At 54.9% G+C, this 23,605-nt stretch carries 32 protein-coding genes; 25 read left to right on the top strand and 7 right to left on the bottom strand.

The window, feature by feature from the left end; genetic code table 11:
• The first annotated feature begins 9 nt into the window (after window positions 1-9).
• Window positions 10-1,440, top strand: a complete 1,431-nt coding sequence (locus ACYOR7_RS12300) for a DUF7504 family protein (protein WP_479914092.1) — start codon at window positions 10-12, stop codon at window positions 1,438-1,440.
• 8 nt (window positions 1,441-1,448) lie between these two features.
• On the opposite strand, the gene ACYOR7_RS12305 is transcribed toward ACYOR7_RS12300, so the two are convergent.
• The gene (locus ACYOR7_RS12305; RefSeq protein WP_479914093.1) at window positions 1,449-1,613 is read right to left on the bottom strand and encodes a hypothetical protein; all 165 of its coding nucleotides are present in this window, start codon (window positions 1,611-1,613) and stop codon (window positions 1,449-1,451) included.
• A gap of 317 nt (window positions 1,614-1,930) precedes the next feature.
• Here ACYOR7_RS12305 and ACYOR7_RS12310 point away from each other — a divergent pair, with 317 nt between their 5' ends.
• The 8 genes from ACYOR7_RS12310 (at window position 1,931) to ACYOR7_RS12345 (ending at window position 8,203) form a co-directional block, all read left to right on the top strand.
• Window positions 1,931-3,328 (top strand): DEAD/DEAH box helicase, encoded by a 1,398-nt coding sequence (locus tag ACYOR7_RS12310; RefSeq protein WP_294804719.1) that lies wholly within the window; start codon window positions 1,931-1,933, stop codon window positions 3,326-3,328.
• A 41-nt stretch (window positions 3,329-3,369) separates the two neighbouring features.
• Complete coding sequence (locus ACYOR7_RS12315) at window positions 3,370-3,873, top strand: zinc ribbon domain-containing protein (protein ID WP_294805660.1); 504 nt, start codon at window positions 3,370-3,372, stop codon at window positions 3,871-3,873.
• Window positions 3,874-3,903: 30 nt separating this feature from the next.
• Window positions 3,904-4,320: a zinc ribbon domain-containing protein gene (locus ACYOR7_RS12320; protein WP_294805659.1), complete on the top strand. Its 417-nt coding sequence runs from the start codon at window positions 3,904-3,906 to the stop codon at window positions 4,318-4,320.
• Between the two features lie 209 nt (window positions 4,321-4,529).
• The gene (locus ACYOR7_RS12325; RefSeq protein ID WP_479914094.1) at window positions 4,530-5,108 is read left to right on the top strand and encodes an adenylate kinase family protein; all 579 of its coding nucleotides are present in this window, start codon (window positions 4,530-4,532) and stop codon (window positions 5,106-5,108) included.
• A complete protein-coding gene (locus ACYOR7_RS12330) occupies window positions 5,098-5,631 on the top strand; it encodes a hypothetical protein (protein WP_479914095.1) in 534 nt (177 codons plus the stop codon). Before ACYOR7_RS12325 ends, ACYOR7_RS12330 begins: the two co-directional genes overlap by 11 nt.
• Window positions 5,632-5,668: 37 nt before the next feature.
• Window positions 5,669-6,082 (top strand): Lsm family RNA-binding protein, encoded by a 414-nt coding sequence (locus ACYOR7_RS12335; RefSeq protein WP_294805656.1) that lies wholly within the window; start codon window positions 5,669-5,671, stop codon window positions 6,080-6,082.
• Window positions 6,082-7,599: a tRNA guanosine(15) transglycosylase TgtA gene (tgtA, locus tag ACYOR7_RS12340; RefSeq protein ID WP_479914096.1), complete on the top strand. Its 1,518-nt coding sequence runs from the start codon at window positions 6,082-6,084 to the stop codon at window positions 7,597-7,599. Before ACYOR7_RS12335 ends, tgtA begins: the two co-directional genes overlap by 1 nt.
• Window positions 7,586-8,203, top strand: coding sequence for an endonuclease V (locus tag ACYOR7_RS12345; RefSeq protein WP_294805654.1), 618 nt, complete (start codon window positions 7,586-7,588; stop codon window positions 8,201-8,203). Before tgtA ends, ACYOR7_RS12345 begins: the two co-directional genes overlap by 14 nt.
• Here ACYOR7_RS12345 and ACYOR7_RS12350 read toward each other — a convergent pair.
• The 3 genes from ACYOR7_RS12350 to ACYOR7_RS12360 all read right to left on the bottom strand — a co-directional run bounded on the left by ACYOR7_RS12350 (window position 8,193) and on the right by ACYOR7_RS12360 (window position 9,066).
• Window positions 8,193-8,315: a hypothetical protein gene (locus tag ACYOR7_RS12350; protein ID WP_294805653.1), complete on the bottom strand. Its 123-nt coding sequence runs from the start codon at window positions 8,313-8,315 to the stop codon at window positions 8,193-8,195. The two genes, ACYOR7_RS12345 and ACYOR7_RS12350, sit on opposite strands and share 11 nt — an antisense overlap.
• Before the next feature lie 80 nt (window positions 8,316-8,395).
• Window positions 8,396-8,689 (bottom strand): 4Fe-4S dicluster domain-containing protein, encoded by a 294-nt coding sequence (locus tag ACYOR7_RS12355; RefSeq protein ID WP_075055255.1) that lies wholly within the window; start codon window positions 8,687-8,689, stop codon window positions 8,396-8,398.
• A 155-nt stretch (window positions 8,690-8,844) separates the two neighbouring features.
• Window positions 8,845-9,066, bottom strand: a complete 222-nt coding sequence (locus ACYOR7_RS12360; protein ID WP_075055254.1) for a hypothetical protein — start codon at window positions 9,064-9,066, stop codon at window positions 8,845-8,847.
• Window positions 9,067-9,194: 128 nt separating this feature from the next.
• Here ACYOR7_RS12360 and ACYOR7_RS12365 point away from each other — a divergent pair, with 128 nt between their 5' ends.
• The 4 genes from ACYOR7_RS12365 to ACYOR7_RS12380 all read left to right on the top strand — a co-directional run bounded on the left by ACYOR7_RS12365 (window position 9,195) and on the right by ACYOR7_RS12380 (window position 12,401).
• Window positions 9,195-10,016 (top strand): hypothetical protein, encoded by an 822-nt coding sequence (locus ACYOR7_RS12365; RefSeq protein ID WP_479914097.1) that lies wholly within the window; start codon window positions 9,195-9,197, stop codon window positions 10,014-10,016.
• A gap of 2 nt (window positions 10,017-10,018) precedes the next feature.
• A complete protein-coding gene (locus ACYOR7_RS12370) occupies window positions 10,019-10,819 on the top strand; it encodes a hypothetical protein (RefSeq protein WP_479914098.1) in 801 nt (266 codons plus the stop codon).
• Between the two features lie 116 nt (window positions 10,820-10,935).
• Complete coding sequence (locus tag ACYOR7_RS12375; RefSeq protein ID WP_479914099.1) at window positions 10,936-12,198, top strand: MBL fold metallo-hydrolase; 1,263 nt, start codon at window positions 10,936-10,938, stop codon at window positions 12,196-12,198.
• Window positions 12,195-12,401: a hypothetical protein gene (locus ACYOR7_RS12380; RefSeq protein WP_294805649.1), complete on the top strand. Its 207-nt coding sequence runs from the start codon at window positions 12,195-12,197 to the stop codon at window positions 12,399-12,401. The genes ACYOR7_RS12375 and ACYOR7_RS12380 overlap by 4 nt, the downstream gene beginning before the upstream one ends.
• Here ACYOR7_RS12380 and ACYOR7_RS12385 read toward each other — a convergent pair.
• From ACYOR7_RS12385 to ACYOR7_RS12395, 3 genes are all read right to left on the bottom strand, one after another.
• Entirely contained in the window at window positions 12,398-12,733 is a 336-nt protein-coding gene (locus ACYOR7_RS12385; protein ID WP_294805648.1) for a hypothetical protein, read from the bottom strand. The genes ACYOR7_RS12380 and ACYOR7_RS12385 overlap by 4 nt on opposite strands.
• 79 nt (window positions 12,734-12,812) lie before the next feature.
• Window positions 12,813-14,237, bottom strand: a complete 1,425-nt coding sequence (cysS, locus tag ACYOR7_RS12390; protein WP_479914100.1) for a cysteine--tRNA ligase — start codon at window positions 14,235-14,237, stop codon at window positions 12,813-12,815.
• A 38-nt stretch (window positions 14,238-14,275) separates the two neighbouring features.
• On the bottom strand, window positions 14,276-14,581 hold the full coding sequence (locus ACYOR7_RS12395) for a Rieske (2Fe-2S) protein (RefSeq protein ID WP_294805646.1): 306 nt from the start codon (window positions 14,579-14,581) through the stop codon (window positions 14,276-14,278).
• A gap of 102 nt (window positions 14,582-14,683) precedes the next feature.
• Here ACYOR7_RS12395 and ACYOR7_RS12400 point away from each other — a divergent pair, with 102 nt between their 5' ends.
• From ACYOR7_RS12400 to ACYOR7_RS12455, 12 genes are all read left to right on the top strand, one after another.
• Window positions 14,684-15,202 (top strand): hypothetical protein, encoded by a 519-nt coding sequence (locus ACYOR7_RS12400; protein ID WP_479914101.1) that lies wholly within the window; start codon window positions 14,684-14,686, stop codon window positions 15,200-15,202.
• A gap of 57 nt (window positions 15,203-15,259) precedes the next feature.
• Window positions 15,260-16,498 carry an adenosylhomocysteinase gene (locus tag ACYOR7_RS12405; RefSeq protein ID WP_479914102.1) on the top strand — a complete coding sequence of 413 codons (1,239 nt, stop codon included), beginning with the start codon at window positions 15,260-15,262 and terminating at the stop codon, window positions 16,496-16,498.
• 39 nt (window positions 16,499-16,537) lie between these two features.
• Window positions 16,538-18,202: a methionine--tRNA ligase gene (gene metG, locus ACYOR7_RS12410; RefSeq protein WP_479914103.1), complete on the top strand. Its 1,665-nt coding sequence runs from the start codon at window positions 16,538-16,540 to the stop codon at window positions 18,200-18,202.
• Complete coding sequence (locus ACYOR7_RS12415) at window positions 18,199-18,753, top strand: nicotinamide-nucleotide adenylyltransferase (protein WP_294805642.1); 555 nt, start codon at window positions 18,199-18,201, stop codon at window positions 18,751-18,753. The genes metG and ACYOR7_RS12415 overlap by 4 nt, the downstream gene beginning before the upstream one ends.
• A gap of 2 nt (window positions 18,754-18,755) precedes the next feature.
• Window positions 18,756-18,890, top strand: coding sequence for a hypothetical protein (locus ACYOR7_RS12420; protein WP_294805641.1), 135 nt, complete (start codon window positions 18,756-18,758; stop codon window positions 18,888-18,890).
• Between the two features lie 75 nt (window positions 18,891-18,965).
• The gene (locus ACYOR7_RS12425) at window positions 18,966-19,679 is read left to right on the top strand and encodes a hypothetical protein (RefSeq protein WP_479914104.1); all 714 of its coding nucleotides are present in this window, start codon (window positions 18,966-18,968) and stop codon (window positions 19,677-19,679) included.
• A 101-nt stretch (window positions 19,680-19,780) separates the two neighbouring features.
• Complete coding sequence (locus ACYOR7_RS12430) at window positions 19,781-20,518, top strand: pirin family protein (protein WP_479914105.1); 738 nt, start codon at window positions 19,781-19,783, stop codon at window positions 20,516-20,518.
• Entirely contained in the window at window positions 20,505-21,110 is a 606-nt protein-coding gene (locus tag ACYOR7_RS12435) for an NADPH-dependent FMN reductase (protein ID WP_479914106.1), read from the top strand. The genes ACYOR7_RS12430 and ACYOR7_RS12435 overlap by 14 nt, the downstream gene beginning before the upstream one ends.
• Before the next feature lie 74 nt (window positions 21,111-21,184).
• Window positions 21,185-22,126 carry a S1C family serine protease gene (locus tag ACYOR7_RS12440; protein ID WP_294805637.1) on the top strand — a complete coding sequence of 314 codons (942 nt, stop codon included), beginning with the start codon at window positions 21,185-21,187 and terminating at the stop codon, window positions 22,124-22,126.
• A gap of 52 nt (window positions 22,127-22,178) precedes the next feature.
• A complete protein-coding gene (locus ACYOR7_RS12445) occupies window positions 22,179-22,466 on the top strand; it encodes an SUI1 family translation initiation factor (protein ID WP_294805636.1) in 288 nt (95 codons plus the stop codon).
• Window positions 22,467-22,524: 58 nt separating this feature from the next.
• On the top strand, window positions 22,525-22,680 hold the full coding sequence (locus tag ACYOR7_RS12450; RefSeq protein WP_479914107.1) for a hypothetical protein: 156 nt from the start codon (window positions 22,525-22,527) through the stop codon (window positions 22,678-22,680).
• Window positions 22,681-22,814: 134 nt separating this feature from the next.
• Window positions 22,815-23,531: a helix-turn-helix transcriptional regulator gene (locus ACYOR7_RS12455; RefSeq protein ID WP_479914108.1), complete on the top strand. Its 717-nt coding sequence runs from the start codon at window positions 22,815-22,817 to the stop codon at window positions 23,529-23,531.
• The last annotated feature ends 74 nt before the right edge of the window (window positions 23,532-23,605 follow it).

Below are 23,605 nucleotides of genomic sequence, written 5' to 3' on the forward strand. Positions count from 1 at the left end.
ACACGGCGTTTGGTAAAAACCGCGCATGATGATGATAATGGAGAACTGATTCCCGGCCTGCGCCACGTTTTCAGAGGCGCGCTCCCAAAAGGAGCTTTCTTGCTTGCCGGACCTGCCGGCTCGGGCAAGACCATGTACTGTATGCAGTTTCTGCGCGACGGGGCCGCGGAAGGGAAGCGCTGCGCGTATGTCAGTTTTGATCCGCTCCTTTCCAATGAGAGGTTCAAAAAGCTGCCCGGGAGCCAGGAGGCAATAGTATTCGTTGCGCCCACCGCTCCCTTTAGGAGCGGAAAAAAAGACATAGACGCTGGCAGGGCGGCGACGCTTCTGGAGCAGGTGTGTGGGGCCATTGTTTCTGCCGGCGCGCCGGCAAAAGTTGCCGTTGATTCCATAACCCATCTCCTCCCTTATTTTTCAGAACGGGAGGTGCTGGAGATAGTCGCCGGGCTCGCCGGCGCCTTGAGGAGCTCCGGCGCAATGGCAGTTATCACGCTCACGACCCCTCCGGCAAGGGACCTTTACGACACCGCCGCGTCGCTCCTGGACGGCACGCTCCAGCTAAAGCTGGAGGACGACGGAGAAGGGCTTGCAAGGAGCCTGCGGCTGCTTGCGGTCAGGGGAGCATACCACAACCCGGCGTGGGCAAGGTTCTCTATAGCGCAAGACGGTGCTCTTGTTTTCGGACAGAAAGAGAATGAACAGACAGAGCCAAGGTGCAAGCTGTGCGACAAGCCTATCGCCGGCAAGGTCGCCTACGATTCGGACGCCCCGTTCCATCCGCACTGCCTGGAAACGTACAGAAAGCTGAGCGACATCTACGGCGCAAGCGTAGTCTATGCCATTCCAGCCGGCGTGATAAACGCCAGCTTTTTCTTTATAGACATCGTCGGGCTTTCCGATCCCTCGCTGTCGGTTGAAAAGCAGATCAAAAAGATAGAGAACCTCAACAGGCTCATCGGCTCCTGCGACGCTGTCGCCAAGATGCCAAAGGACAAGCGGATAATCCTCCCCACAGGCGACGGCATGGCCATCGGATTTCTGACAAACCCCGAGCTCCCCCTGCAGTTGAGCATGCAGCTGCACCGCAAGCTGGGCGCTTTCAACAAGAGTGCAGGAGCCGGCGAGGCCATCGGCGTCAGGATTGGGCTGGGCGCGGGGCCCGTATTCGTAGTGTCTGACATCAATGGCAACCAGAATGTGTGGGGCCCTGGCATCGTCCTTGCGCGCAGGGTGATGGATATTGGCGACGACGGGCATGTGCTCCTGGCAGACAGCCTTGCGGAGCAGCTGGTGAACCTGAAGGACGAGTACAGGGCGATGATAAAGCTGGTGAGTGCGAAATTCACGATAAAGCACGGGCAGGCGATAAGGGTGTACTCAGCGTCGTCCACGGGTTTTGGCAACCCCGACATGCCGGCGAGGCTTTTGCCAGCCAGCTAGTTAGCTAGCTAAGCCCTAGCGAAAAACTCTTTGCCGTACAGGCTCGTGAACTTTTTGAACAAGAGCGCGCAATCCAAGGAATCAAAGGCATAGTCCAGCCTGTCAAGCGTTTCTTTCACTTTTGCAGGATGCGCAATCGCCTTTCCGCACACGGGACAGATTGTCTTGTTCATTTACTTCCCCTTGCCTGCCGCATAGTCCCCACTGACATTCATCGTCCTTTTATTCACCGCCAGGGCGACTGTCTCATGGTTGCTACTCTGCCCGGCAGACATGTACATATTATACAGGTACAGGCATGAGGCGCTACTAAAGCGTTAAAGCCGCTGTTAAGGGCACACAACGGTACTTAGCTAACCTTATATCCTTGTCAGCGGCAACAAATGGTAGACAAAGGTTTTACGGTTTAAAACGGAAACGTCCGTGCGACTTTTGTGTCAAAAAAACACACGAACACAACGAAAAAAGAGAACAAAGTGAAGAATTGAAAATGACGAAGACGTTTGCAGAATTGGGTCTGAGCGCAGAATTAAACAAGGCGCTCAGCGAGAATGGATTTGAGGCGCCGTTTCCTATACAGGAGGCAGCTATACCCCTTGTTTTACAGGGTAAGGATGTCATAGGGCAGGCGCACACAGGAACCGGCAAGACGGCAGCATTTGGACTGCCCATATTGGCCCGCGTAAGCAACGAGGGCCCCGTCCAGGCGCTGGTGCTTGTGCCGACAAGAGAATTGGCGGTCCAGGTAACTACAGAGATTAGCCGGTTGGCCAAGTACACGGGAATAAGGGCCGTAGCCATCTACGGCGGACAGAGCATAAACATCCAGAACGAGAAATTGCAGAGGGGCGTGCAGATAGTAGTAGCGACGCCCGGCAGGCTTATCGACCACATAAAGCAGGGCTCGATAATCCTTGACGACGTCAAGTTTGTCGTTATGGACGAGGCTGACAGGATGCTTGACATGGGATTCATTGACGACATCAAGTTCATCCTGTTCTACGTCAACGAGGACAGGCAGACATGCCTCTTTTCGGCGACGATGCCGCCAGAGATCCTAAGACTGGCAGAGGAGTACATGAAGGAGATAGAGCACGTCCGGCTCAACGAGGAGGAAGTGACTCTCGACACGATAGAGCAGTCGTACCTGGTGGTGGAGGAGCGTGAAAAGTTCAGGCACCTCTGCGACTTTATCAAAAAGAACAGGGACGCCAAGGCTCAGACAATCGTGTTTGCCGCTACAAAGCAGCGCGCAGACAGAGTAGCGCACCAGCTAAAGAGAGACGGCTTTTCCGCAATTGCCATCCACGGCGACCTCACGCAGAGGCAGCGCGACCAGGCTATGTTCAAGTTCCGCAAGGGAACAGAGGACATACTCGTGGCGACTGACATTGCAGCAAGGGGAATCGACGTGCCGGCAGTCGGAAACGTCATAAACTACGACATCCCTGACGACCCCAACGTATACTTCCACAGGATAGGAAGGACGGCAAGGGCTGGCGGAGAGGGCAAGGCCATCTCGCTCGTGTCAGCAGAGAGGACAGCCGACATGGATCGCATACTTGCGCAGACCACGCTTCCAATACGCAAGCTCAACGACGAGCTAGGCATCGCAGTACCTGTTGCGCAGCCACGCTCGTACGGAGGCGGAGGATACCGCGGCAGGCAGTCGTACGGCGGCGGTGGAGGTTATGGAAGCCGCGGCTATGGCGGCGGAGGATACGGTGGTGGCGGTTACGGCGGAGGCGGCTATGGTGGCAATAGAGGCTACGGTGGCAACCGCGGAGGCGGCTATGGCGGCGGAAGGCGCGGCGGTGGAGGTTATGGGCAGCGCCGGGGCGGCTATGGCGGCAACAGACGCAGCGGGTACGGCCGCAGCAGCTACTGAGCGGGAATCGTTTTTAAGTCCCGCAACTCTTTCTTTTTCTAATGTCTTTTGGCGTCGACACGCTTGGCGGCCTTGCGGAGAAGCTAAAGCAGCTGTCAAACGACACGCAGAGCATGTACGAGGCATTCATCGACGCCACACAGCTGTACAAGCAGGGCAAGATGAGCGAAAAAGAGTATTTTGCAAGGATAGGCGACTACCTTGTCGCCACTTCGGCGATGAACTTTCTTGCCATCCGAGTGATATTTGAGATCAAGGGCGCGATGGACAAGGGCACATCGCTAAAGAGCCCGACCGGCGGAGTCGCGACCACCGGCCCGCCGCAGCAGGCAGGGTTTGGCATAGGAGGCTTTGTGAACGCCGGAGGGTCTGCAGGTCCGTCGGCGGGCTACACTCTCCCGTCGCCTCAGAGCGAGCCTACTTTCAAGCCGGTCGACATCGAGCTTCCAAGGCCCAAGGCCGCCGGCACGAAAAACTGCGTTTTCTGCGGAGCGTCGATACCGCAGCACGCCAAGTTCTGCAGCAAGTGCGGCAAATCACAATAATATTAATAGAGACTTTGCGGAAAACCACTTATGGCCAAGGTCTTCAATGGCAGGTCTGCAACCGACGAGTACATGTCGACGCACTCGCTCACGTTCTCCACGCCCGAGATGACGCTCAAGAAATTTGCGCTGTGGCTCGGCGAGCAGGTGAACGCGCCCGGCAAGGGGCAGGTGCCCCGCCTCATGGTGTACGTCGAGGAAAAGGGAGAGAAAAGCGACTTTGAGGTTGCGCCGGACGTGAACGACACGTTCAGGCCGACGGGTGCCGTTGCGGACATGTACGGCGACATGCCGGCTGCGGCAACAAGTGCCGAGCATTCGACTCCGCCGCAGCTGACGCCTCTAAACCGCGAGACGCTAGAGCCAGAGAGCAAGTTCTGCGTGAGCTGCGGGCAAAGGCTCAAGGCGAACGCGAAATTCTGCAACAAGTGCGGAAGCATTCAGTAGCGATGCTTGTTTTTTTCCTGTTCTCTTTCCTTCATCTTCAGGTAACACTCGTTGCACACCGTCTTTGAAAAGAGGAAATTAAGCGAGTAGAACAGTACACGCCCGCAGGACTCGCAGGTGCGCATGTGTAGTTACTGTAACATGCCGTCGGATAAACCTAGCAGCACGAGCGAAAGGCAGAATAGCACAGGGCGTACAACAGCAGCTGGTTGAAAAAAGCAGTCAGGTTGGTCATCACTGGGAATCCCGGCGTGGGCAAGCATACAAGCGCCAGGATTGTTGCCAAGGAGCTGCAAGCGGAAATAGTCGACATCAACAAAGTCGCGCTGGACAATGGCGCTGTGCTGGAAAGCACCGGCAAGGGGATTGAAGTCGACACGAAAAAGGCTGGCAAGCTGGTTGCAAGCATCCTGAAAAAAAAGAAGGGCAGTTTTGTAATAGTGGGCCACCTTGCGCCGTACGTCATTAAACCGGCAGGAATAGACATGGTGGCAGTGCTTCGCAGGTCGCCTCCAAGGCTGGAAGAGACGCTACTTGAGCGCAAATACGTACGAGAAAAAGTCAATGAAAACGTCTCGGCCGAGATACTTGGCATCTCACTCTACGATTCGATAAAGGCGTTTGGCAAGCGCAGGGTGGCCGAGTTTGACACGACGGGTAAGACGCCGGAGCAGACTGCGGAGGAAATAATCGCGACTCTGAAAAAGGAAAAGCCCCGGCGCTCCGGCTCGGTGGACTGGCTTGCCGTGGTATCGGAGGAAGAGGTGCAAAAGTTCTTTGCCTACTAAAAGCCGCATAAGCGACGAGGCAGTCAAGGCAAGGACGGGAAAGGACTGGAAGCAGTGGTTCTCGCTCCTCGACAAGGCTAGTGCAAAGGACAAGAGTCACAAGGAGATAGCAGAATACCTTGACAGCACAGGTGTGTCGGGTTGGTGGGCACAGATGATAACAGTGACGTACGAGCAGGAGCGTGGACTGCGCCAGGTACACCAGAAAGCCGACGGCTACTCTGCAAGCGCAAGCAGGACATTCGTAGTTCCGATCAGTGTCCTTTACGGCTACTGGGCCGATGAAAAGTTGCGCAAAAAATGGCTTGACGAAAAGATCATAGTCAGAAAGGCGACAGAAGACAAATCGATGAGGATTACGTGGCCGGACGGAACCAGCGTAGAGGCCAACTTTTACGCCAAGGGCGACAAAAAGAGCATGGTTGCTGTGCAGCAGAACAAGCTCGCCAACGCCGCAGATGTTGTACGCGTCAAGGAGCTCTGGCATGGCGCTTTTGGCCGGCTGGAAACGCTTCTGGCCTAAAAATTCGTATATATACAACCGAGCAATTGAGAAAGGCATGGCAGCTGTTGTTACAAGAAAATTTGGCGAAGAAACGCTTCAATTCATCGGCAAAAAGGTGGCGGTAGAGACTTCAGATAGCAAGGTTTACAACGGGACGCTTGCCGGCCTCGACGACAAGCTCGACATCGTCCTTGACAACGTCGAGGGCCACGGCATTCTGAAGGTCATCCTGAACGGTGCGTTCGTCAAGGAGGTCCGCCTGATGGAAAAGCCATTTGACTTTAAGGCGCTTGCAGAGAGGCTGGAAAGGGCGTTTCCCGGCCTCGTCAAGATCCGCGAGGACGTCGGCGCAATCATCGTCATGGACAAGATAAAGGTGACGCAGTCAGGCGTAGAGGAAGGCTCGGGCCTCTCTGCCGACAGAGTCAGGTCCATCTTTGACTCGTTTATGAAGGAGACAAAGAAGTAGTGGTATTCGAGGTCCGCTATACGGATCTTGCGGCAAGGATAGGCAGGCTCTCGACTCCCCACGGCGAGGTGGAGACGCCGGCATTCGTCCCTGTGGTCCACCCGGTAAGGCAGACAATCAGCCCGCAGTTTCTAAAAAACATGGGCTTTACGCTCGTGATTACAAACGCGTACATCACGCTAAAGCACTACGGCGACGAGGCGAGAAAGCGCGGAATCCACGACATCATCGGCTTTGACGGCTCGGTGATGACCGACTCTGGCGGCTACCAGGTGTTAGAGTACGGGTCAGTGGAGGTAGAGCCGGCTACGATGGCGCAGTTTGAAAAAGACATCAAAAGCGACATCCCAATACCGCTCGACAAGCCCACCGGTTATGGCCTTCCGTACGGGCAGGCAAAGGAGTACGTCAGGATTACGCTTGAAAACTGCAAGCAGACGCTGGACGTCGTCGGCGACACGGACGCGGTGTGGGTCGGCCCTGTGCAGGGCGCCGAGCACTTTGATCTGGTAGAGCATTCGGCGCAAGCCCTTGACGGCATGGGGTTTCAGTTCATGGCGCTTGGAAGCCCGGTCGAACTGATGGAGGCATACGAGTTTGCGACGCTTGCGCGCATGATTGCAAGGGCGAAAAAGGCGATACCGGCAAAACCTGTGCACCTGTTTGGCGCGGGCCACCCGCTTACCATCCCGCTTGCGATTGCGCTTGGCTGCGACACGTTTGACTCGGCGTCGTACATGCTGTACGCCAAGGATGGCAGGTACATGCACGCAAACGGCACGGCGCGAATGGAAGAGATGACGTACTTGCCCTGCCAGTGCCCTGTCTGCTCGTCGTACACCCTCAAGGAGCTGCGCGCCATGCAAAAGGATCAGCGCATGATAGAGGTTGCCAAGCACAACCTGCATGTGCTAAAGGCAGAGGTCGACATGACGAAGCAGGCTATAATGGACGGCCGGCTGTGGGAGTACGTGATGCAAAAGGCAAGGGCGCACCCCAAGCTCTTGGAGGCGGTGCAGCTGCTTGGAGGAGCAGAATTTGACTTTATCGCTGACGGCACGCCGCTTTTCAAGGAAAAGGCGATCTTTTTCTTTGATCCTGTGGACCAGCACAGGCCGGAGGCGAGGCGCTTTCGGCAGGCCGTCTCAAGGTTTACAACGGCCAAGAAAAAGCTGGTCATGTTCCCCGAAGGCGAGGTCCATCCCTTTTACGCGACGAGAGGCTTCAAGGCGCTTGCCAAGAAATTCCCGGACGCGCAAATTGCGACATACAACCCGTACCTCGGAATCATCCCGGCGGAAATATCCGACGTGTTCCCTGCGTCGCACAACCTGACGCCGAGGGTAGAGAGGCGTGCAAGCGACTACCAGTCGTTTGTAGAGTCGCTTGCGGCATTTGTGAGCAAGTTTGACGAGGGGACAATCGTCGCCGACGGCTTTATGAAGCAGGCCGTGCAGGAGGCAAAGCTAAAGGCCCGCGTAGAGGATTATTCAGATCACGTGATTGACAGGCTATAGGCTTCCGTCTACCCCGGCTGCCGCAGTCCGGCAGCAAAAAGAGATTGCAAGAAAGGTCGTCGCAAGAGATGACTACAAAGACATAAGGCTCGTGTGCGGAGTCGATGTCTCGTACCGCGCAGGCGTGGCACACTGCTCGGCAGTCGTCATGGATGTCGCAGACCTGAAGATAGTAGTCGAGCAGGCAGACACGAAAAGCGAGATCAAGCACCCGTACATACCCGGCCTCTTCATGCTGCGCGAAGCTGGTCCCGTCCTGCGCACGTTAAAGCGCCTGAAGCGTTACGACCTCGTCATGGCAGATGGCCATGGGCTGTTGCACCCGCGCCGATGCGGCCTTGCGTGCTACATCGGAGTCATCATGGACAAGCCGGCGATAGGCGCGGCAAAGAGCCTGTTGTGCGGCAAAGTGAGGGACGACGATTATGTCGAGCTTGGCGGCGATGTGCTGGGCTACGTAATAGAGGGCCAGAAAAACCTTTACGTGAGTGCCGGCCATAGAGTGTCGCTTGAATCCGCCGTTGCCCTCGCCAAAAGCATGACAAAGAAAGGAGAGTGGCTGCCAGAACCTCTACGGCTGGCAGACACGAATTCTAGGCGTTGATGATTATCGGCTTCTTTTCTTCTTCTACCTGTTCCAGTTCTCGCTCTGGTTCCGGTATCTGCTTTCTGACCTTGTGCTTGCGCAACTCTTCGTAGTACATATAGTCGCACATGGCGGTATGATCGCTAAACTAGTAGATATGAGTTTAGTTTTTTGAAAAAAGGAAAAAGAGAAAAGAGTGTGGATGGACTTTTAACCTTCTTCCCAGCCCTTGCTGAACACACCGTTCTTGTGCAGCGGGACTGGCTGTCCTGGGGTGTATTCCATCGGCCTCATCCAGAATATAGCGTGTGTTGGGCACACACCGACGCACGCTCCATCGGAGATGCATCTCTCTGGATAGAAGACAAATGCCTTACCCCTCTTCCATCCTTCCACCGGCTTGACTCTGAGCACATCTGGACCGAGAGCGGTGCAGATTTCTACGCAGAGCGCGCAGCCGATGCATCTTTGCTCATCGACGTCTGGAAGTATAGCAATTGGCATCTATTAATTCACTGAACGTTGTCAGTGCTTGAAACTATTTAAACTCTATGCATATCCCAAAACGCTGTTATAACTTTCTTGCAAGTCGAGAGGACAGCAGGCGCTAATTGATGAAAAGATGAAAAAGAAAAGGAAAAAAGAGTAGTTTTTCTTGCTTACTTGCCGCCCTGTCTCAGGACGTCAACCTGGCCACTGTGCAGCCAGTCCTTCAGCTCCTCGTGGGTCGGCTTTGCATCGTGCTTGCCTGCCAAGTGAAGGTGCAGAAGAACGTAGTTAACCTGGTTGAGCAATGGCTTGTTGGACTCGTCACCCTTGCGAGCCTTTGCCTTCAAGTCAGCTGGAACTGTCTTCCACCAGTCGTCAAATTTCCTAACCATAGTGCAACTGTTGCGAATGCAACTTAATAAGCGTTATGGGGTTTTGTAAACGGTGTTATAGGGTGAAAATCCTCGCGCATGAAGCAACATATAGGGACATGCCGGTTTGAAGCACGCGCGTACAAGCCATGCCTTTCAAGCTGGAAGAACTGCATAAAGCACAACAAGCTTACCGGCAGTTTGTAGAGAATAATCCACCGGCGCACCATGCGCGCTACATATTCCCGTTTTTCACCGGATCGTATTTTTCCTACCGCAAGGTCGACGTGCTACGCGTTGTTGCGATAGCCAAGGCGATCAACGACAATAATCCAAGTTACCTTGACATCGGATGTGGCTATGGGGATTTCCTGAAAAGGGTAAAAGAGTACCTGCCAGGCGCGTCAGGCGTCGAAAAGGAAGGAGGGATATTCTACGCGCTGGGCACGGACAAGCCTGACTACATCGAGGTTGCGGCTGTTGAATCGTTGTCAAGGCCGGTGGACGTGGCGTTTGTCGGGTGGATGGAGCCGGGCACAGACTTTCGCAGGCAGGTGGCAAAGATTGCAAAGTGCGTCATTACGACGTTTGACGCAGGGGGCCAGTGCGGGATAAACGGCGGCTGCGAGTACGACGAGTTTGGCTTGCAGCAAATAGCGTGGTGGCGCACGCCTTCGTGGATAGATGTAAACGCCGAGCTGATGAACCGCTATTACACGAGGATGCCGGAAGAGAAAAAGCAGCAGCTTGCAGCTTTGCGCAGCGCGCACAACTTTTGGTACGTCTATGCAAAGCCAGAGCTTGCCGGCAAGATAAGGGAGGTGCTTGTGTCACACGTAGCAAGAGAGGACGCAAAAGAGGAGGAGCGGTACGATTTCGAGTCCGTGCTGGACGAATGCGGGTTTGGGTACAAGGAGGAGCTTGCAACGGTTACGAGCGCAAAACGCCTGTGGGAAGTGATCCTTGACTAGATATGCCGTTTGTCACCAGCGACCTGCAAAAAGCAATGGAATCATTTGCGCAGTTCCAGAATAATGCAGTATCGCCACACCACGTACGGTACAGCTTTCCGTTCTTTGCAGGCACGTATTTTTCCTACCGCAAGGTCGACGTGCTACGCGTTGTTGCGATAGCCAAGGCGGTCAATGAAAAGCCAAGTTATCTGGATGTCGGATGTGGCTATGGCGACTTTTTGAAAAGAGTGAGAGAGTATCTACCTGATGCAGAGGGGCTTGAAAAAGACATCGGCATATTCTACGGCCTCGGCATGGAAAAGCCGGAATACATCAGCATAGCCGACGCGCATTGGATTGACAGAAAATACGACGTGATTTTTGTGGGCTGGATGGAGCCGGGGCAGGACTTTCGCGACCCTATTGCCAAGAGCACGGACATCATCGTCACTACTCTTGATCAGGGCATCAGCCTTGCGGCCGAGTTTGACGGCCACGGCTTTGAGCGCGTCGCCTGGTGGCGTACGCCTTCGTGGGAGGACGTCAACGTCGAGATCATGAACCGCCACTATACGAAAATGCCGGAGGAAAAGCGTGTGCAGCTGGCAAGGATGCGCGGCGCGCACAACTTCTGGTACGTCTATGCCAAGCCAAACATGGCTGCAAAGGTAAAGGACGCCCTGGAAAAGCAAGTCGCAGTAGAGCACCTGCTAAAAGAAAGGTACGATTTCGAATCCGTGCTGGACGAATGCGGATTTGGGTACATGCAAAAGCTGGAAAATCCTGCTGTACAAGATCCGCTGTGGCAGGTGCGCTTTTAGATCAGATACAAAAGTACTAACGCCCAATGACGCGGTTCCACTGGAAGCACACCCCCTTCCCCTTTTAAATTAGCAAGCTTTAAAGCGCCTACAGACAGAATGCAGCTGTAAACAGATTGAAAGTTAAGGTAATGGGGGCCGCAAAGGAAGTCGGCCGTTCCGCTTTTCTCGCAAACTGCAACAACACGAACATACTGATGGACTATGGCGTGCTATTAAAGAGGGAGCCGGTTTTCCCGATGCACGTCAAGCCAAAGGAAGTCGACGCCGTCGTAATCACGCACGCGCACCTCGACCATTCCGGGTTTGTTCCGTCATTGTATCTTTCAGGAACCACAGACATACCAGCATTAGGCACGCTGCCGACATTTGAACTGTCCGAGCTTTTGATAGAGGACATGATAAAATTGTCGGGTTTTTACCTGCCGTTTGAATACATTGACGTCATGACCATGCTAAAGAGCTCCAAGAAACTGCAGTACAGGGAGCCGTACATGGTAAACGACGCCAAAGTGACATTATATGAATCAGGCCACGTGGTCGGAGGCTCGACTGTCACGGTGGAACACGAGGGCAAAAAGCTGTTCTACACCGGCGACATCAACACCAGAGGCTCAAAACTGCTCCGGCCGGCGGACCTCGACTTTGGGCCGATTGACATGATGATAATAGAGAGCACGTACTCGCAGAACGAGCAGACGCCCCGCGAGCAGTCAGAGCGGGAATTGATACAGTTCTGCTACGAGGTGATCGAGCGTGGAGGCACGATGTTCATCCCATCTTTCTCTGTTGAAAGGGCGCAAGAGATAGCGTGTGTTTTAGAGCACTATAACTTTAAGCACAAGGTGGTCATGGACGGCATGGCGCTCAAGGCAAACGAGATAATGGGAAGGCACCCCGCGTTCCTGCGCGACCCAGAGATGTTCAAGCGCGCAATCGGAGGCGCCGAGTGGATAACCGGCTGGGGCAGGCGCAGGAAGGTCGTCCACGAGCCGTGCGTCATAATATCGCCGGCGGGGATGCTGGTCGGCGGTTCGGCCATATTCTACACGCAGGAGATGATGGGAAGCGAAAAGAACGGCATCGCCCTCGTCTCGTACCAGGGGGAAGGCACGCCGGGTAGGATGCTTCTTGACAAGCGCGTGGCAAACTTTGACGGCAAGATGAGAAAATGCTACGCCGACGTCAAGCGCTTCGAGTTTTCTGGCCACAACAGTAGGAGCGAACTGTTCGAGATACTGGACCGCGTGAAGGGAAACCCCAAGGTGCTGACGGTGCACGGCGATGGGCCCTCGTGCGAAAAGTTCGCGCAGGAGATAAAGGAGAAATACGGCTATGACGCACGCGCGCCCGAGCAGGGCGAAGTAGTTGAAGTATGATAACGAAAAACACCGACCCGTACAAGATGAAAAAGTGCGTCACTTGCAAGAAGGACATTGCCCTCAATGAGCGCTATTTCGCGTATCCACTGTCGCTCCAGCAGATGTGTCTTGACTGCGCAGAGAAAGAGATACCGAAAACCATAGAGGCGCTGCAGAAGGACCTGGAAAAGATTAGGCAGGCAAAGACAACAACATCCTAGGCCGTCGCCGCTTTTTCTTCCTTCTTTACAGGGGCTTTTTCGACTCCACCGACTGCCGCGCCGGGGTTGACGTAGGTGTAGCCAAGCTTTGTTATCACCTTGCCGTGGACTGCGCCAAACACCTCAAGGTCTCCCTTCTCGTTCACGGCGTTTCCCTTGACGATTCCAGTCATCCTGCATGAGCCGCCCCTCACGAGCACGTTTCCGAGCACCTTGCCCTTTAGCTCTAGGTAGCCCTTGTTTACGATGACGTCGCCCAGCACTTCGCCTATGAGCATACCATCTTCCTCAAAGGTCACAGTGCCTACGCGTTTGCCGTCCAGTATCTTCATCGGCTCTTGCTACATGCCGCCTCTGTTTCACATTAGTGCTAGTGTCCACAATGATGCACCAATGTGTGAAAAACTACTACTATTGCTCCGGCCGCTCGGCCTTCTTCCAGACCGTCCGGCCCTTGTGGTCCATTAGCTCGACAGAGCGCGCAAGCAGTTTCTTGCGGATCTCGTCTGCCTCCTTGAACTTTTTCTCGGCTCGCAGCTTGTTGCGCGCTGCCACCATCTCCTCTATTTCTTTCTGCTCCTGCGCGCCCGTCTCTGCCACCTTCAGGCCCAGAATTGACATCATCCTGCCAAACGCCGGCGACGCTGCTTTTGCCATGTCGGCCGTCAATTTGTCAGAGGCGGCATACTGGTTGAGCTTTGTCACAAACTGCATAAAGGCGGTGAGCGCAAGCGACGTGTTCAGGTCGTCGTCCATCGCCGCGTCGAACGCTTTTTCTGACTCGCCGGCCAGCTTTGCCACTGCTTCTTCGGCCTCGCCACCACTACTACTATTACCTCCGCTGTTCCCGGCGGCTGCCGACGCAAGCTCAAAGGCGCACGTCTCTATCTGCCGCCAGCGTTGCGTCGACTCTTTCAACAGTTCGTCCGTATAGTCGAGAGGCTTGGCATAGTGCACGGATAGGCAGTACAGGCGCAACGTGTTCATCCCCCACTTTTCCAGCGCCTTTTCAATCGTGACAATGTTGCCAAGAGACTTGCTCATCTTTTGCGAGTTTATTGTGACCATGCCAGAGTGCATCCATATTTTTGCAAACTGCTTGCCTGTGAACGACTCGGACTGCGCGATCTCGTTTTCGTGATGCGGAAAGACGAGGTCGTGGCCGCCGCCGTGGATCTCTAGCGTGTTTCCCAAGTACTTTAGCGCCATCGCCGAGCACTCGATGTGCCAGCCGGGCCGGCCCTTGCCCCACGGGCTGTCCCAGAAAGGAGGCTCTGAGGAGAACTTCCAGAGAGCAAAGTCCATCGGGTCTTCTTTTGACGAGTCGACCTCTATCCTTGCGCCGGCCTCTAGCTCCTCCACCGGCTTTCTTGACAGCTTGCCGTACCCTTCAAATTTCCTGACGCGGAAATACACGCCGTTCAGTGTGAGGTAGGCATAGCCCTTGTCCATCAGCCCCTGTATCAGGTTTATCATCTCGGCTATGTGTTCTGTCGCCTTTGGGTGCACGTCAGCCGCAAGCACGTTCAGGCCGGCGAAATCGTGGAAATAGGCGTCGATATATCTTCTTGAAACATCCTCCGCTCTTTTTCCCTCTGCCTTTGCGCGGTTGATTATCTTGTCGTCGACATCGGTGAAATTCTGCACGAACTTTACTTCATAACCCTTTGACATCAGATAGCGTCTGAGCACGTCGAAGACAATGACGGTTCTTGCGTGGCCAATGTGCGAGCTGTCATATACCGTGACCCCGCAGACGTACATCCTGACAGTATTATTGTTATTGTCTGGCTTTAGCTCCTCGGCATTTCGCGTCAGGGTGTTGTACAGCTTCACGGCAGTTGTTAGCACTGCAAAAAGGGTCCTTTTATCTTTTAGACGTCGATGTATATGTCGTTGCCCTTGACGTCCACTTTGTATGTGGTCATCTTGACTCCTTCAAGAAAGTCGAGAAGCTCGCCAGTCCTGATGTTATAGTGCCACGAATGCCACGGGCACTCGACTACCTCGCCGTCAACCTTGCCGGGCGCAATGGGCTTGTCCTGGTGCCGGCACAGAGCCTCCAGCGCAAAATACTTGCCGTTTGAGTAAAAGAGCGCAATTCTCGTGCCGTTGACGTTTACCTCCTTGCCTCCGTTCTCTTTGACCTCTCCCTGGGAGGCCACCTTGACCAGCGTCAATTTATTCAGAAACAGGATTGCAGGCTGGTTATAAATTCCATAGGGTAGAATTTGGCTCCGCCACATCTAAATACGGCTTGGACAGCTTTACAGAGGCAAGCGATGTCTTTGTCGTACAAGGCGATCATGGCAGGCGTGGCAGCCTTGATAGTGATTGCAGCGGCCATGGGGATATTGGGTTATGGCAATACGATCTACCCCATCGACAGGGCATTGGGCAACCTTGCACGCGCCGAATCAGCCCAGACACCGGAAGACGTGGCAAAGTACGTGCTTGCCGCAAAAGTCGACCTGCCAGTCAAAGGCAACCCCGTGTGGTCGTTCCCGACACCAAGGACCGACTTTGGTCTGATACAGATGGACCTTGACGGCATAGTTTCAAGGGCAACCGCCGTGGCCAACGTTGAGCCGCATTCCAGCGCCTACAACACGGGCATGGAAGATATGCACCTGACGCTTGATTCGCTGCAGCAGAACATCATAGAGGCGCTCCCGTACATGTACGTCAGCACGACCAACATGATGATAAGCGTGGTGTGGATCGCCATCATAATTGGCCTGTTTGCGGTCATGAGGCGCGGAAGGGCCAAGTACCGCGAAGAGTACGAAAACAGCCAGTAAAAGTAGTGGTAGCAGCAGTAGCAATTCTTATACCCAAACCGCGTACCGCGTATTTTGTTGCCGGGAAAAATCGCAGATCCGGGCCTTGCGCAAAAGGGCAGGCTGTCGCACGAATGGGCGCGCTCGCGCATGTCCATCATTGAAAAAATAGTGAGCAAGAGCGACAAGGGCAAAAAGCCCCTTGAAGGTTTCACGGTCGGGTTCTGCCTGCACGTCACAAAAGAGACATCCGTGCTAGTAATGGCGGCAAAGAGGCTGGGCGCAAAAGTTGCGCTGTGCTCTGCAAACCCGCTTTCGGCGCAGGACGACATCGCAGCGTTTCTGCATAAAGAAGGGGCAAGCGTCTTTGCGTGGCGGGGCGAGACCGAGCAAGAGTACCGCGACTGCATAAGGGAGGTGCTTGCTCTTGGCCCCCAGATAATCACGGACGACGGAAGCGACATGCACGCTTTTGCTCACAGGGCAAAAACAAGGAGCATAATCGGAGGCACAGAGGAGACCACGTCGGGCGTCAAGCGCCTCCTGGCGCTAGAAAGGTCGGGCAGGCTAATGTACCCCGTCGTTGCGGTAAACAACGCCAGGACGAAATACCTCTTTGACAACCGCCACGGGACAGGCCAGAGCACCCTTGACGGCATAATGCGCGCGACAGGCATGTTCCTGCCGGGCGCGCATATAGTTGTGTGTGGCTACGGCTGGGTGGGAAAAGGGGTGGCTGCAAAGGCGCGTGGCATGGGTGCTGCGGTGACCGTCACCGAAGTCGACCCGGTGAAAGCTCTTGAAGCCAAGATGGATGGCTTTGAGGTCACGACCCTACTTGCCGCGGCGCCGCACGGCGACCTGTTTGTCACGTGCACGGGCCAGACAGGCGTGATAAGGAAGGAGCATTTTGCAAGGATGAAGGACGGCGCGATTCTGGCAAACACTGGCCACTTTGACGTCGAGATAGACGCACCCTACCTCTACTCAAGTGCAAAACCAGAGGAGGTGAGGCCCGGAGTCGAGCGGTTTGACATTACTGGCGGCAAGAAAAAGCTGTACCTGCTGGCAAAGGGCAGGGTGGTGAACCTCGTGGCCGCAGAAGGCCACCCGCCGGAGGTCATGGCGCTATCTTTTGCAAACCAGTTGATGTCCATCCTGTACGTCGCCAAGAACCACGAAAAGATGGAGAGAAAGGTCTACGGCGTGCCGGAGGAAATAGACATTGCAGTCGCAAAGGGCGCCCTTGACGCGATGGGCGTCAGGATAGACGAAATGACGGAGGAGCAGAAAAGATACCAGAATTCCTCTGGGTGATAGGTTAAAATCCTCTGGGCGGGTGGAACGGTCATACATATGCCGGAGAGCAAGAAAAGCGCGATTATCACAAGCGCCCTGCCGTACGCAAACGGCGAGATCCATCTCGGCCACATCGCCTCCACGTACCTGCCGGCAGACATTTTCACGCGCTTTTCAAGGCTGAGTGGGCGCGAGGCTTACCACGTCTGCGCGTCGGACGACTTTGGCACACCCATCCTCATAAAAGCCGAGAAAGAGGGCAAGACGCCGGGGGAGTACGTGGCGCACTGGAACAGGCGCGACTATGACGATTTTACGGCGCTTGGCATCTCGTTTGACTTTTTCTACCGCACGAGCTCGCCTGAGAACGTCAGGTTCGTGCAGTACGTCTTTGCGAAACTGCGGGAAAACGGCCACATCTACGAGCACGATGTCGTGCAGTTTTACTGCGAGTTTGACGACAAGTTCCTGCCTGACCGTTACGTCGTCGGCAAGTGCCCGTTCTGTGGCGCCGAGAACCAGTACTCCGATCTGTGTGAAAAGTGCGGGCGCGTTCCTGACGAGATACTGGACCCAAAATGCGCCATCTGCGGCCGGCCGCCGGTGAAAAAGCACAGCACGCACTATTTTTTCAAGCTCTCCAACTTTTCTGAAAAGCTAAAGGCATGGCTCCTCTCGAACCAGAACCTGCAGCCGGACGTGAAGAACTATGTCATCAACTGGATAGACGAGGGCCTGCAAGAATGGGACATTACCCGCGACCTCTCGTGGGGGGTGCCAATACCGCTTCCCGATGCCAAGGGCAAGGTGTTCTACGGCTGGTTTGACAACCACCTCTGCTACATCTCGACGATGTCCAAGTTCATCGAGGACAAGAAGGGAAGAGACGGCAAAAAGTTCTGGAACGAGTCAGAGATATACCACTTTATCGGAAAGGACATCGTCTACCACCACTATTTGTTTTTGCCGGCGATGCGCCTCGGCATGAAAGAGGAGTACAAGCTGCCGGACTGGATACCGACGCGGGGCCACCTCATGCTCCAGAACCAGAAAATATCAAAGAGCAGGAACTGGTACATAGGCCTGAGGCAGTTCCTCGACGCGTTTCCGGCAGACTACCTCCGGTTTTACATGGCGTCGATAGTGACGTACTCGCAGGACGACCTGAACTTCGACTTTGACGGCTTTGCAGAAAGGATAAACAACGAGCTCATCGCAAACGTGGGCAACTTTGTCAACCGCGCCCTCTCTTTCACGCAGAAAACGTACGGAGGCAAGGTTCCTGCACCCGGCGAGCTTGGAGAGGATGAGAGGGTTGCAAAAGGCATGATCGAGTCAACCGTCAACGAGGTAGGCAGGCTCTTGTCTGAAAACGAGACTGACAAGGCCCTCAAGAAAATAATGGAGCTTTCGACCCACTTTAACCAGTACTTTCAAAAGAAAAAGCCGTGGAGCGACAAGGAAACTGCCGGCACGACTCTCTATTTTGCGGCCAACGCGGCAAGGACGCTTGCAATCCTGCTGGAACCGTTCATACCGTTCTCGTGCGAAAAGATCTGGGCGCAGCTGAACCTGCAAGGAAGCGTGCACGAGCAGAGCTGGCAGTCGGCTGCGGAATTTGCGGTGCCGGCGGGCCACCAGCTTGGAGCGGTCGGGCCGATTTTCAAAAAGATAGAGGCAAAGGAAATAGAGCAGCAAAAGGCAAAGCTGGGTGTGAAATGAGCAAGTACAGGCGCGGCCTCGTGGCAGGCCGTTTCCAGCCGTTCCACAACGGCCACCTCGCCCTTGCAAAACAGGCGCTTGCCGAATGCGACGAGCTTGTCATAGTGATAGGAAGCGCGCAGTTCAATTTCATCGAAAAGGACCCGTTCACTGCCGGCGAGCGGGTGCTGATGATACGCGCGGCGCTTGCCGAAGCCGGCGTCGACCTGTCCAGATGCTACATCATACCGGTCGCAAACGACGAGAACAACGCCCGGTGGCTTGCATACCTCCGCTCTCAGGTCCCCCCTTTTGACGTTGTTTACTCTGGCAACGACTTCGTGGGCCACCTCGCCCGGTCGCAGGACCGGTCCCTTGCCGTGAGAACGCCGGAATTTGCCAAGAGAAAAGAGTACAACGGTACGAACATACGCTCGCTCATCATCGCAGGCAAAAAAGAAGAGTGGAAGCACCTCGTCCCGCCGGCGATAGCAAAGGCCATCGAAGATGTCGGCGGCGTCGAGAGGATGAAAGTGCTCGCAAGGTCGGATTCAGACCCGGCAAGGTGGTAGACGTGGTCAAAGGCTTGAGGGCGTGTCCCATCTGCCCGGGCTGCGGCGGCAAAAAGTTCCGGATAATAGAGCGCAACGACGATGCCGGCACGGTGACTGTCGAGTGCACCTCATGCGCAAGGCGTATAACGGTTTAACAGAATTTCATAACGTTGTTAGAAGTTTTCAAGTCGATGGCTTAACCTGATTCTGCCAAAGGATTGCCAGAGCACATGTCCGGAGAGATCCTAGACTACTGGCCGATCTTTAGCATACTCTTTAGCTCGATGGGCATATCGTTCGTGTTCAAGGACTATATCGCAGACCTGCTTGCGACCGTGGTCATAAAAAAGACCAAGGACATCAAGCCCGGCACCAGGATAAAGGTCACGGGAGCCGGCCTTGGCACCACCAAGGGCGACGTGATGGACATCGGCCTCTTGAGGACGACCGTGATGGAAGTGGGCGACGGCGAGCGCCTGCCCTCTGTCAGGACCGGCAGGCTGATAAAAGTTCCCAACTACATGCTCATAAACAACCCGGTCATGGTCTACGGTGATACCATCATAGACGAGGCAGTCGCGTACGTCCCCCGCCCGTACCCTGACACGCAGCTTTTGATAGACAGCATGAAGGACGCAATCGTTAGCAACGGCCACGGCCTTATCGAGGTCGGGCTGTACCAGAAGGACGACAGGCTCATCATCCACGGCGTGTTCGAGGTCCAGACGAGCGAGATGGGCGACGAGCGCAGCAAGATCCTCAAGGACTTTTTGATAAAGAGCAAGCAAATTAGCAACGGTGGCAGTAGTAGTAGCACTGCCGGCACCGCTGCAACAGAGGTTCCCAAGGTTGAGGCGGATATAGTGACAGTGCCGACGCAGGATGCCAAGCCGGCCGAGGAAAAGAAGGTTGTCATCCCGCTTGCAAACGCCGAGCAGGATTGAGGTTACGGTGGTAAGCCACGGCCTACTTGGAAAGGTCTTACAAACCCACTTAGTCAGAAATTGCTACCATGCTTAAATAACGCGCTTGGAATGAATATTGCGTGATAAGAATAGTCAGAGCAGGCGAGCACTTTCATCACCAAGAAGATGACTGGCTGTCAACGTACTGGCACTTTTCGTTTGACTTTTACCGCGACCCGCAGAACATGGGCTTTGGGCCGCTGCGCGTGTTCAATGACGACGTGATAAAGCCGAGCAAGGGATTCGGGTTCCACCCGCACCGCGACATGGAGATAGTCACCTATGTCATCGAGGGTGAGCTTGAGCACCGCGACGACAGAGGCAACCACGGCGTCATCTCTGCAGGCGAGATACAGAGGATGACTGCCGGCACCGGCATTGTGCACTCGGAATACAATCACTCCAAGGAAAAGCCCCTCAGGCTTTTGCAGATGTGGGTGCAGGCAGACAGGCGAGGGCTTACTCCTTCGTGGGAGCAGCAAAAGTTTGATGCAGACGAGCGCAGAGACCGGCTGATTCCGGTTGTAGTCGCGCAAGGTGCAGACAACAACGACGCCGGCAAGGCAGTCCACATACACCAGGATGCCTCGATGCACGTGTCGTCGCTTGGCGCCGGCAAGCAAGTGGAGTATGCCCTTGCGCCGGGGAGAAAGGCGTACGTCTTTGTTATAGACGGCGGTGCCACAGTCAATGGCCAGAAGATGCAAAAGCAGGACGCCGCAAGGATTGAAGACGAGAGCAGGGTAACGATAAAGGCTGATAAACGGGTAGAGCTTTTGCTCATAGACCTTCCGGGGAGATACGATGTCAACAAATAGTGATGAGCTCAAGGTGCTTGGAGTGGCCGGCAGCATGCGCGACGGCTCGTACGGCAAGCGCGCGCTCAACGTGGCGCTTGAAAGCGCCAAGAGGCATGGCGCGCAGGTGCGCCTGCTAGAGCTTGCCAAGGCGGACCTTCCGATATATGCTTCTTCAGGTGCGAGCTCGTCGCCGGCGCTTGCAAGAGTGACTGCAGACGTGGAATGGGCTGACGCGTTCATACTTGCGTCGCCTGACTACCACGGCTCGATCTCTGGCGCATTAAAGAACTTTCTCGACTATTTCTACGAAGAGTTTGCGGGAAAGGCGTTTGGCTATGTCGTAGCGTCGCACGAAAAAGGGCTGACGGTGATGGACCAGATGCGCACGGCGGTGCGTCAGTGCTACGGCTGGAGCCTGCCCTACGGCGTGTCTGTAAACGGCGAGCAGGACTTTACGTCAGGCCAGCTGTCAAATGCAAGGATAGAGCAGAGGCTGAACATGATGGGCCGCGACCTAGTCACATACGGCCGGCTCATCAGGGGCCAGTTCCTGCAGGACCTTGCGGGAAGCGACAGCGAAACGTTTGCAGCGCGCTACCGCCAGGCGTGACCGGGTTTCCGTACAGCCGGTCGATTTAGCCTCTTTTGTGCTATAGGAACGCATGAAGAAGGTGGCAAAACAACGTGTTACCAGTTGACGAAAACACACTAGTAAGCGCGGTGGACAAGGTGAGCGGGAGCGTCGTGAACATTGCAAGCGTACGCATGATGCACGACCAGCTGTTCCGCGTCTTTCCTGTGGAAGGTGTCGGCTCGGGCGTCGTGATAGACGAGAAGGGCTACATCCTGACCAACAACCACGTGATTGACGACGCAGAGCGGCTGAAGGTGACGTTTGCAGACGGCAAGGTGCTACGCGGCAAAGTAGTCGGGTCGGACGAGGCGACAGACCTTGCGGTGATTAAGGTAGAGTCGGAAGACCCGCTGCCTGCAGCCTCGCTTGGCGACTCGGCCGCGCTAAAGGCCGGCCAGATTGTGATAGCTATAGGCAACCCGTTTGGGCTGACTGGCGGGCCAGCGGTGACTGCCGGAATCGTAAGCTCGCTGAAAAGGAGCATACAGGCAAGGACCGGTGTGCTTGAGCTGATACAGACCGATGCAGCCATCAACCCGGGCAACTCGGGCGGACCACTTGTCAACACCAAGGGCGAAGTAATAGCAATAAACACTGCCAACATGCCGTACGCGCAAGGGATTGGCTTTGCAGTTCCCATCAATACCGCCAAGGCGATACTGAAGGAGCTTGTGGAGAAAGGAAAGGTGAGCAGGCCGTGGATAGGCGTTGCGTCGGTGAAGGTGACTCCGCAGCTTGCACGTCACTTTGGCCTTCCGCCAAGCTCTGCCGGCGCACTGGTCGCAGGAGTAGAGCCCTACAGCCCGGCGGACGACGCGGGGCTGAGGAGAGGCGACATCATTGAGGAGATAGACGGGAGCGCGGTTGACGACCCGTCGCAGGTGGCGTCGCACGTCAAGGGCAAAAAGCCGGGCAACAACATCGCGGTGACTGTGAACCGCTATGGGCGGCAATTCCATGTGGGCGTGGAGGTGGACGAGCGCCCCTCCTGACCCACTTTTTTTTCAAAAAGGTTTTTGAGTATAGGAGTCCTAGTTATCCTCAGTGTCTGACGATTTTTCGATGGACGAGCTCGTAAAAGAGCTTGACAAGGAGCGGGCGCGGATAATAATATCTAAAGACATCCGCAAGTGGAACAAACCTAGCACGGTAATCTCGGGGCTGCACGACCGCAAGGACGCGCCAGAGATCACGAGGAAGCTAAAGACAAAGATAGGGACTGGAGGCACATTCAAGGACGGCCAGATAATACTGCAGGGCGACCACAGAGACACCGTCAAGAACATGCTAGTCTCGATGGGCTTTGGCGAGGATTCAATCGAAGTAATGTAAAATGGAAGCAGGCAGGCAACGTAATTCTTTTAATTTTTTGTTGTGAAAAACGCGCACTATGCAAGACTATAACGGCAACATACCAAAGGATAGGGACAGGTCTGGCATACCAGTCGTCTGCAGCAAATGCAACGCGACGTTCAGCAGCGACTCGGCGTACATGTACCATTACAACCAAGAGCATGAAAAGGATGAGGGACGACAAATAAACTAGGATTTTTTATCTGCTGTACTCGCGTACCGCCCGACCTGCTCCGGTGCTTTATAAAGAAGCAGTTTTCCACGACTTACCAACTAACGATATTGCTACTTTATCATTTATATCTTCAATTTGTCTATAGACCCTAAGTGGAAAAGGACGCCGAAGTCGTGGCACAAAAGCTAGAGCAACAAGCTGACAGCAGCCAGAAGGAGGTTGCCAGCGGCAAGCAGGTGCTGGTGCAGGACGAGAATGCATTCTCGGCAGACGACCTCCACGGAAACGACACAAAGGTACTTTCGCTTCTCAACGAGGAAGAGGGCTCCAACTACTCTTTCAAGGGCATCATGCGCAAGCTCCACATACACCAGCAGAGCCTCTCAAGGGCGCTCCACAGGCTGGAAGAGATGGGCCTGGTGGAAAAGTCGCAGACAGGCTACAGGCTGAGCAAGGTCGGAGAGACTGCTGCCGCAGCGGCAAAGACAGGGAGAAGCATAATCGCTGTGCCAAAGGGCAGGGAGTACATGCAGTTGCTCCAGACGTATGTCCCGGTGAACATCAGGCCGTTAGAGATCGTGCGCGCGCTCATCGGCAAGTGGTTCCGCAACCTCCGCTGGGTCGGGCTCATTGAAAGCGGCACTGGCTTTACCTTGCAGTGGGCAAGCGACGACGGCTCGTTCCAGATAAACCTCAGAATGGTTTCCGACTATGTCGTCATCGAGACGAACGCAGCGTCGGAGAAGGAAAAATTGCAGGCAATGGTTGGCTCGTATGCGATATATGAGCAGATAACGAAAATCCTTCAGGACCGGCTTGCCCCGGCGAACGCGTACGTGCTGCGCCGCGGGCCGGCGCAGAACAACTAGCTTTTTCGCATTATATCGTGACAGAGTAGTAGAGCTGCCTGTTCAGGAATAGCAGATGTGACCACTTTATCGCA

This window comes from Candidatus Nitrososphaera sp. 86-2, from assembly GCF_056726185.1.

Bases quoted from the DNA above. Each gene is read 5' to 3' on its own strand.
- ACYOR7_RS12305 (WP_479914093.1), bottom strand. From the start codon at position 1,613: ATGAACAAGACAATCTGTCCCGTGTGCGGAAAGGCGATTGCGCATCCT.
- ACYOR7_RS12310 (WP_294804719.1), top strand. From the start codon at position 1,931: ATGACGAAGACGTTTGCAGAATTGGGTCTGAGCGCAGAATTAAACAAG.
- ACYOR7_RS12315 (WP_294805660.1), top strand. From the start codon at position 3,370: ATGTCTTTTGGCGTCGACACGCTTGGCGGCCTTGCGGAGAAGCTAAAG.
- ACYOR7_RS12320 (WP_294805659.1), top strand. From the start codon at position 3,904: ATGGCCAAGGTCTTCAATGGCAGGTCTGCAACCGACGAGTACATGTCG.
- ACYOR7_RS12335 (WP_294805656.1), top strand. From the start codon at position 5,669: ATGGCAGCTGTTGTTACAAGAAAATTTGGCGAAGAAACGCTTCAATTC.
- ACYOR7_RS12350 (WP_294805653.1), bottom strand. From the start codon at position 8,315: ATGTGCGACTATATGTACTACGAAGAGTTGCGCAAGCACAAGGTCAGA.
- ACYOR7_RS12355 (WP_075055255.1), bottom strand. From the start codon at position 8,689: ATGCCAATTGCTATACTTCCAGACGTCGATGAGCAAAGATGCATCGGC.
- ACYOR7_RS12360 (WP_075055254.1), bottom strand. From the start codon at position 9,066: ATGGTTAGGAAATTTGACGACTGGTGGAAGACAGTTCCAGCTGACTTG.
- ACYOR7_RS12365 (WP_479914097.1), top strand. From the start codon at position 9,195: ATGCCTTTCAAGCTGGAAGAACTGCATAAAGCACAACAAGCTTACCGG.
- ACYOR7_RS12370 (WP_479914098.1), top strand. From the start codon at position 10,019: ATGCCGTTTGTCACCAGCGACCTGCAAAAAGCAATGGAATCATTTGCG.
- ACYOR7_RS12380 (WP_294805649.1), top strand. From the start codon at position 12,195: ATGATAACGAAAAACACCGACCCGTACAAGATGAAAAAGTGCGTCACT.
- ACYOR7_RS12385 (WP_294805648.1), bottom strand. From the start codon at position 12,733: ATGAAGATACTGGACGGCAAACGCGTAGGCACTGTGACCTTTGAGGAA.
- ACYOR7_RS12400 (WP_479914101.1), top strand. From the start codon at position 14,684: ATGTCTTTGTCGTACAAGGCGATCATGGCAGGCGTGGCAGCCTTGATA.
- metG (WP_479914103.1), top strand. From the start codon at position 16,538: ATGCCGGAGAGCAAGAAAAGCGCGATTATCACAAGCGCCCTGCCGTAC.
- ACYOR7_RS12415 (WP_294805642.1), top strand. From the start codon at position 18,199: ATGAGCAAGTACAGGCGCGGCCTCGTGGCAGGCCGTTTCCAGCCGTTC.
- ACYOR7_RS12425 (WP_479914104.1), top strand. From the start codon at position 18,966: ATGTCCGGAGAGATCCTAGACTACTGGCCGATCTTTAGCATACTCTTT.
- ACYOR7_RS12435 (WP_479914106.1), top strand. From the start codon at position 20,505: ATGTCAACAAATAGTGATGAGCTCAAGGTGCTTGGAGTGGCCGGCAGC.
- ACYOR7_RS12450 (WP_479914107.1), top strand. From the start codon at position 22,525: ATGCAAGACTATAACGGCAACATACCAAAGGATAGGGACAGGTCTGGC.